Here is a 1,067-nt window from a genome sequence, read left to right on the forward strand (position 1 = left end):
TGTATTGACCACGGACCTTGTTGACATGAGGGAGGACCTCCGGGCGAAGTGATGGGTGTCTAGTTCCGTCACCGCAAAACCGGAGGTCCTCATGTCCAACGCTAGGCCCCGCCTGTCGCCGTGGTCACGTCTGCTGCTCGTGGAACGAGTGCTGGCAGGCCGCCCGGCAGCCCATGTCGCCGCTGAGATGGGTGTGTCGCGGGCGACGGCTTACAAGTGGCTGGGCAGGTACAGGGCCGAAGGGGTGGCCGGGTTGAGGGACCGGTCCAGCCGGCCCCGGACCAGCCCGCGGCGTACCGACCCCGCCACCGAGGCCGCGATCGTGGCGTTGCGTCGGGACCGCCGGCTGGGACCGGCCCGGATCGCCGGGGTTCTGGGGTTGAACACCTCGACGGTGCACCGGGTCCTGGTCCGCCACGCGCTGCCCCGGCTGTCCTGGGTGGACCGGCCGACGGGGGAACCGATCCGCCGCTATGAGAAGTCCCGACCCGGGGAACTGGTCCACGTTGACGTCAAGAAGCTCGGCGCCATCCGCAGTGGCGGTGGGTGGCGGGCCACCGGTCGTGGGTCGTGGCAGGCGCACCGCTCACGCAGCGAGCAACTTGCCGGCCGCCGGGTCGGGTACGACTTCGTGCACTGCGCCATCGACGACCACACCCGGCTCGCGTACGCCGAGATCCACCGCGACGAGACAGCGGCCACCTGCGCCGACTTCCTGCGCCGCGCGGCTGCAGCCTTCGCCGAGCACGGAATCACCCGCATCGAGGCCGTCATGACCGACAACGCGCTGGCCTACCGCCGTTCGCACGCCTGGCGCGAAGCCTTGCAGGACTTGGGCGCCCAACAAGTCCTGATCCGCCCCTACCGCCCACAGACCAACGGCAAGGCGGAACGCTTCAACCGCACCCTGGTCGAGGAATGGGCGTACGCCCAGGTCTTCCACGACTCCCACCAGCGGGCCACGGCACTGCCAGACTGGCTCCACCAGTACAACCACCACCGCGCCCACACCGCCCTCGCCGGACGACCACCCATCAACCGCGTCAACAACCTCGCGGGTCAGTACA

General features: G+C 69.4%; 1 protein-coding gene. It reads left to right on the top strand.

Annotation, left to right across the window (positions count from 1 at the left end; genetic code table 11):
• Nucleotides 1-91: 91 nt before the first annotated feature.
• A partial coding sequence (locus tag ACFUC1_RS20605) for an IS481 family transposase (RefSeq protein WP_379123190.1) occupies nt 92-1,067 on the top strand: 976 nt, incomplete at its 3' end.

The organism is Pedococcus sp. NPDC057267, from assembly GCF_042668795.1.
Classification (GTDB): Bacteria; Actinomycetota; Actinomycetes; order Actinomycetales; family Dermatophilaceae; genus Pedococcus.